We start from the raw sequence: 7251 nt of genomic DNA, 5'->3' as shown, positions 1-7251 counted from the left end.
GCGGGCATTCATCCCAAAGCTAAAGCATTGGGCTTTCTGCCCGAGTTTCTGGTAAGAAAAAAGAACGGACGGGTACGATGCCCCGTCCCCTACTTCTGCTACAGCAATACGGGTACATCTTTCATGAAATCGTTCGTCTGGATTTGCCACATTTGCATATCCGCCGCGAGCGACCGGATAAGGTCGGCATGTTCAGGTAGCTCGGCAAGGTTTGTCGTCTCCCAAGGATCCTGCTCTAAATCGAAAAATTGGATGCAATCCGTGCCAGCACCTGTCTCTTCAGAGACATAGTAACGAATCAATTTCCAACGTCCATCCGTGATGGTGCGGTGAATGTCTCTATACGCCGCGAAGGCTGTAGCGCGCACCCGTTCTACACGCCCCTTCATCAATGGCACTAAACTGCACCCCTCAGTCGTATCTGGACAGGTAACATCGGTGAGATCGCAGACAGTGGGAAACACGTCATACAGATAGGTTAGCGCATCAACCGTTTCCCCTTCAGGGATCCCCGGTCCAGCAAAGATGGAAGGCACGTGGATGCTATGGTTATAGAGATTCTGTTTGCCCAACAGCCCGTGTTGCCCAACAGCGAGTCCATGGTCGGCGGTGTAAATGATAATTGTGTTGTCGAGGTGTCCGGTTGCCTCCAATGTGCTTAGCACGCGTCCCATTTCGGCATCCTGATGCGTAATCATCCCGTAATAGTCGGCGATGTGTTGCTGAACGATTTCGGGCGTGCGAGGGAAGGGTGCTAACACTTCGTCCCGAATGCGCATTTCACCGTTGTCGAACGGATGTTCGGGGAGGAAGTTTTCGGGAACAGGAATATCCTCGGGTGAATACATCGTTGCGTATTCTCCGGGTGCTGTTCTCGGATCGTGCGGTGAAGTAAAGGAAAGGTAAAGAAAGAAAGGGTTCTCTGCGTCGTAGGCTTGCAGGAATTCCACGGAGGCATCTGTGAAGAGTTCCGTAGAAAACTTTTCTCCAATGTACTTGGCATCCTCCGGGTATTTTCCCGTTGGATCGAAATCGAAAACTGGCACTTTATATTGATCGCTCATTCCGCCAAAGAAAATCTTCGCGCCGGCATCGAAACTGTCGGTAAATGTTTGTCGGTCATTGTGCCATTTGCCACTAAAAAATGTGTGATAGCCTGCGTCTCGCATGACCTGTGGCCAAACTGCCAAATCTCGGTTAATTTGGTTGCCACCACTCCGGAAAAGGTTAGCACTCGTGAGGACGGCGGCGCGGCTTGGCACACAAACGGCTCCGACAAGCGATCCCATAATGTGGGTTTGTCGGAAAGTTGTCCCGCGTGTCATGAGGGAGTCCATTGTTGGTGTTTGGACCGTTGGGTCGCCCATGCCACCGATAGCATCCCACCGGTGATCGTCAGCAATCATGAAAAGAACATTGGGTCGTGACATATTTAATTATTCCTTGCGGTTCGGTCAGGTTGGTTTGGAATTTGATGTCAATCCCCGTAGATATAGAGGAAACACCCAAGCAAAAACCCCTCCATTTCATTACGGGCTACGCGCTCTTCAAAACGGGAAGAAGACATCACCTTTGTGATAAGCAAGCAAGAAAAAAATCGTACAGGCACTCAAGTCAGTACTGAATTCACCAGAAATCACCGCGTAATGGAATGGCGCGGTGCCCAGGAGGCCATAAATTAAAAAATGAAGATTGCTAAGATTGAACAATTCTATCCACGTCGCCGGATGCGTCTCGTGAAAATTACAACGGACACCGGCATCGTCGGATGGGGAGAAACCACACTTGAAGGTAAACCCAAAAGTACGTGGGCGGCTGTCGAAGAACTCTCCGACTATTTTATCGGCAAAGATCCGCTCCGTATTGAACACCATTGGCAACACGTTTACCGCTCTGCCTTTTTCCGAGGCGGAAATATTCTCATGTCTGCCCTGTCCGGTATCGATCAGGCGTTGTGGGACATCGCCGGTAAATACCACGGCTTACCTGCCTATCAACTCTTAGGTGGTGCGGTGCGCGATCGTATCCGCGTTTATGCACACTGGGGTATCGGAAGCTTGACAGATGAAGGAAAAGCATCCGCGAAAGAACGCCTCGAATTCTTACAGAAAAAAGGGGGCTACACCGCGTTTAAAAGTGGTCCCGGTGGTAAATGGCGTGGGCATGAACCTCCTGCAGTGATTGATGAATTTGTGGCGCGTGCCTATCTTATGCGTGAATGGGTGGGTCCCGATGTCGAACTCGCCTTCGACTTTCACGGTAAGATGACTCCCGCCCTTGCAATCGAGATTTGTCACGAACTTAAAGGGATGCGCCCCATGTTCGTAGAGGAACCCATCCCGCAAGAGAATGTTGACGCCCTTAAACAGGTGTCCGACCATGTGCCCTTTCCAATCGCGACTGGGGAACGTTTGCTCACCCGCTGGGGGTTTCGAGAGGTATTTGAAAAACAGGCGGTCGCTTACTTACAACCCGATACTTCACATGCTGGCGGCATCACTGAACTGAAAAAGATTGCGAACATGGCAGAGGTCTATTACATGCACATCGCGCCGCATTGTGCGATCGGACCCGTCGCTTTCTCTGCCTCCCTTCACGTTGATGCCGTTGTCCCGAACTTCCTAATTCAGGAACAGATCGACGACGGTCTGGGGGCAGGTTTATTGACTGAAGCGTGGCAGGTCACAGATGGCCATATTGCGTTGCCGACACAGCCGGGACTCGGTTTTGAGATCGATGAAAAGGAAGCGGAACGGATACTTGATACCTATCCAGAGGAGCTCGGTGGCGAATTTTATTACGACACCGATGGCAGCGTCGCGGATTGGTAGATTGGTTGTTAGTACTCACATAAAATTGATTGGGCATGGGGATTAGATGTTCAAAACAGAAGTTTTGGCGTTATCCCCTTAATTCAATCTATATCTACACTAATCCTCGTAAACAATTTTTCCGTTTTCCCTTGCCCATTTCTCCGAAAATCCAACGTGTGAAATGTTATTTCGACTACGATCCAACTGTTGCTCAGTTTTCGCGGCAACGATTTCTGGTTCGAGTTCAAAAATTACTTTTACTTTCGTTTGATTTGATGAATAGAATATGGCCAAATAGATTTTATTATTTCTCCAAATTCTATTCAGGGATTCCTGACGTTTTTCAGGAGGATCTCTAAACATCCTATCAAGCTGCCCGGATCCTCCTTCCTTACATGATAGATATTCATATAAAATCGTGGAATCGTGAGGATCACGAGCATCCGCATTGCGTTTTGAGATAATAAGTTCATGACCTAAGATATCAGCAATAATCATTTCTTTGACAAGCCCAGGCTGTAAAAGATTGTCAATTCCAACGGTTCGGGCTAATTCTGATGCTTTCACTACAAGTTCAACTATTTCGCGATATATTTTGTTACTCACGGGCAAACTCCAAAATTTGTTGATTACATTGCAGTTCACGTAGTCTTTCTTCACCAATTCTAACAAAATCTTGATTAATCTCAAAAGCGATGAAATCCCGCCCATGTCGTTTACAGACTACTGGACAGGTACCTACGCCTGCAAAGGGGTCTAAAACCAGATCTCCAGGTGATGAGCTTGCTAAGACAAGCCTCTCAATTAACTTTTCGGGCTTCTGGATGGTATTGAGTGCCTCTCGACAGGCTAATTCTTTTGATTTATAAGTCAATTGCTTTATGTCGCCCCAGACATTGCCAGGATTTTTCCCTTTTGCGTTAAACTTTGTTTTTCCGAATTTACCCTTCGTTACGGATGGCACACGCTCACACCGAAGCCGATGCTCTAATTCAACAAGTTGCTTGACTCTAATAGCATCTAAGTTATAACAGCGCGGTTTCTTTCCCTTAATGAAATAGCAGATAATATCATAGTTATTGGTGTAATTAATACGCCCTTGCGCGAGTCGACTCGGTTGATACCACACGATCTTTGAACGAAGGTTCAAAAATTTCCGGTAGTCTATAAAGTCGATGCAGTCAGGTTTCCCAAACAGATAAAGTGCCCCTCCTGCCTTGAGCTTCTGCGTGAACCTTTCAATGAGCACGAGATTAAATTCCTGAATTGAGGTGATTTGGTCCCACGGTTCGTCTGTCACCCCATAAGGTCCATCACACACAATTAGATCGACAGAGTCATCTTCTATATCTTCGAGCAAAAGAAATGTATCGCCACAGTAGATAGTGTTGTGTCTGAGCATAATATTAAATGGTGTTGTAATGCTGCTGGTCTGTGTAGCAGTTTTGCATAGAAAACAATGTTCATAAACCCAGGCACTCCAGCGAAGTGCTATATCTACAGAAAATTTGGGTTAGTTCGACAGTATTCTCGAATATTTTCAGTTAAACTGAAATCATCATCCCGTCTTGGAATCTCCTATCAGGTCCTCGCTTTGCCTCCTCAAGAATATGTGTTGCCAACGCAATACCACTTCTTTTATCTATTTTGTCGTCAGCGTTTCCAGTATTGTAATTTTTTGCAGGCTCAATACAATTCTGACACCCCGACCGACATTCACAACTTTCAGCGATTTCAATGCCTTTCTTCAGTACATCTTGCCAGACGCTGAAAAGTTTTTTTGCAACACCAATACCACCAGAGTAGTTTTCGTAATAGAAAGCGGTCGCTTCATCACGAATCTTTGAGTAGGTACTTGTGTCAAATCGGTCCGCTGGAATGACAAACATTCCTCCGACGCGGATAATGTGCTCCAGCGCACTGATTCCGTCAGTGGTACGTTCACTTGGTGGAACATTTATCCAAAAGGCATGTAGATTGTTCTGATAGTATGCATCATTTGTTTGGTGCAGTTCCCTTGGCTCGCCTGTGCGTTCATCTACTATTCTGTAACCGGTGAAATTCATGGTGAGATTCAGAACACCATAGTATACTTCAATTTCACCATAAGCGACTCCATTGAAAACGGCTGTTGGCATCAGCACAGTGAAAAAACTCGGATCTGTTCTGAGATTATGCTCAGTATCAGTCAAGACAACAGCATCTGCCTCATGGGCATGCACAGAGTACTTTCGACGAAAGAAAGTGAAAGTGGCACCGATGTAAGCTTCCCGAAACCGCCGCATCTCCGAAATTTGTCCGAGCTTCTCGTTACCTCGCTTCAATTCAAAAGACTGGCCGATACTCCCACGGATGTTCAAGTTCTGATGCGGTTTGAAGCCCTTTGGAACTGTTCCGGTATTCATTTGAGATATATCATAAAACGCGCTACCGAGAATGTGCTCCTCATCAGAAGACAACTCTCCATCTGTTTCATAGGTAAGAGATGGAAGGTGCCTCCGAATGAGTTCTTCATTAGAAGGATCAATAACTAATTCATCCAACGGTTTGTTTAAGAAAGTGTCCAAGTTTCCGACGAAAAAACGATCTATTGGGTCATTCATAGCATAAAACAGCACAAAAGCCTCTTTGTTCCAGCCGCGTCCTGCGCGCCCAATCTGTTGCCAAGCAGACATAATATTGGAAGGGAATCCTGCAAGTATGACTCCATCCAACCCACCAATGTCCAGTCCCAATTCTAAAGCATTGGTCGTGAATACAATACGAATTTCACCATCTTTAATTTTTTGTTGTATTTCCCGTCGATCATCACTTTTCATATCAGCGTAGAACGGGGATATGTCATCCGGGTTGAGTCCTTGTTCTTCCGCCTTCCGCTTACAATTGATAAGGGCATCTTCAAGGAATCGTTTCGTTGGACAAAACACAAGGGTTTGCAACTGATTGGCAAGAATACTTAAGGCAGCTTGCTCAATCCGTAGCCTAAAAATTTCTCTATATCTGAAATCAGGAATAGCAGGATTCACGAAGACAAAGTGGCGTTTCGGACGGAACATATCTCTTGCTGATATAACCTCAATGTTCCGCCCTATAAGATTTTCGGCATGCTCCGCAGGATTAGCACAAGTCGCAGTTGATAGGAATACACGTGGATTCGCTCCGATACGATCCAGATGGAGAAAAAAGCGGCGTAGTAAAAGTGCCATGTTAGCACCGAAAAAACCGCGATATTCATGCATCTCATCAATAATAACATACCGTAAATTACGCAAAAACCCTTCCCACTGTTCCTTATAAGCTAAGAATGACATGTTCAAGTATTCAGGATTGGTCAATAGAATTGGTATCGGATAATTCCGTAGTAGATCTCTATGTTCCTTGTCTGTGTCCCCATCATAAGGAAATGATTCAATCCGAAGCGGCTCACAAAGTTTTTCAATCTGTTCTCTCTGGTCAAAGGCTAAGGCTTTCATTGGATAGATCATGAGTGCATGAGAACCCGGATTGCGTACCAAAGCGTCAAGCATCGGTGCCGAGAATGCCAAAGTCTTACCACTGGCGGTGGGAGATTCCAAAACTATATCTGTCCCATTCAGCGATCTACTGATCGCCTCTGCTTGGTGTTTGTAGGGAGTAGTGATTCCGGCGTGGATAAGAGCATTGCGTACGGATGAGTGTAATTCAGAGGGCCACTCCTTTACGTGCTGAGGCTGCATGTGCTCAACAGTTCCAGTTTGTATTTCATCATCGTCACGCAATGCATCAAATTCTTTCAGTTGTTCCTTGAATTGCGAAATATCAATCATTTAGTTCCTTCTTTCAATTTACTTAACGTGAGTTTGATAAATATTGGACTGATGTAGCGTCCACTGTTAATGAACATGATATACTGCACAAACTGGAAGTTTATGGTACGTTTCACGCCTCTGTGATGCGAAAATAGAATGGGCAACACATCCGAAATGATTAATCAAACTGGCGTTACTTAGGACTTACGCATTCTGCTCTTTTTTTTGTAGCACAAACTTCCCAGTTTGTGGCGGGAGACCACTATGTTTTCCGAAAATTTTTATCTAACAGAACGGGCTCCAGTCAAAATTGCGTAAGTCCTGTTTACTTATGAAGTTTTGGCTCATGTAAGACTGTGTGCTAACGAAGATGTCAAATCCATGCGGTGCCCGCTTCCACAAAAAACAAGCACACATCACACATACTTTTGACATGAGCGAAAGGTGTTTTCTGTGTCAATTATCTTGTAGGTAGCAACTTGAGTTATATTAGAGTAGGTTACCCACAGCAGCACAGGCTCGGCACTTGCTGCGGACTTGTATACTACGCATTGCACCCTTGCACCAGCAGGCACCGAAAAACAACACGCACACCGTGCGTTTGCCGAGCAAGCCAGATGTTTGTTGTCCAGTCTTAGCGATTTCTATTT

At 45.7% G+C, this 7251-nt stretch carries 5 protein-coding genes; 1 reads left to right on the top strand and 4 read right to left on the bottom strand.

The genetic code is table 11. From position 1 onward, the window contains the following. Positions 1 to 98: 98 nt before the first annotated feature. Positions 99 to 1430, bottom strand: coding sequence for a sulfatase-like hydrolase/transferase (locus F4X88_03945; protein ID MYA55427.1), 1332 nt, complete (start codon positions 1428 to 1430; stop codon positions 99 to 101). Between the two features lie 255 nt (positions 1431 to 1685). Here F4X88_03945 and dgoD point away from each other — a divergent pair, with 255 nt between their 5' ends. Beyond that, a complete protein-coding gene (dgoD, locus tag F4X88_03940; protein MYA55426.1) occupies positions 1686 to 2831 on the top strand; it encodes a galactonate dehydratase in 1146 nt (381 codons plus the stop codon). 99 nt (positions 2832 to 2930) lie between these two features. Here dgoD and F4X88_03935 read toward each other — a convergent pair whose 3' ends face one another. From F4X88_03935 to F4X88_03925, 3 genes are all read right to left on the bottom strand, one after another. Continuing rightward, complete coding sequence (locus tag F4X88_03935) at positions 2931 to 3419, bottom strand: hypothetical protein (protein MYA55425.1); 489 nt, start codon at positions 3417 to 3419, stop codon at positions 2931 to 2933. Beyond that, positions 3412 to 4215 (bottom strand): hypothetical protein, encoded by an 804-nt coding sequence (locus F4X88_03930; protein ID MYA55424.1) that lies wholly within the window; start codon positions 4213 to 4215, stop codon positions 3412 to 3414. Before F4X88_03930 ends, F4X88_03935 begins: the two co-directional genes overlap by 8 nt. A 142-nt stretch (positions 4216 to 4357) precedes the next feature. Then, positions 4358 to 6619 carry a DEAD/DEAH box helicase gene (locus F4X88_03925; protein ID MYA55423.1) on the bottom strand — a complete coding sequence of 754 codons (2262 nt, stop codon included), beginning with the start codon at positions 6617 to 6619 and terminating at the stop codon, positions 4358 to 4360. Positions 6620 to 7251 lie beyond the last annotated feature (632 nt).

The sequence above is a fragment of the Candidatus Poribacteria bacterium genome (assembly GCA_009839745.1).
Lineage (GTDB): Bacteria > Poribacteria > WGA-4E > WGA-4E > WGA-3G > WGA-3G.
This window is presented reverse-complemented; position numbering and strand designations above follow the sequence as displayed.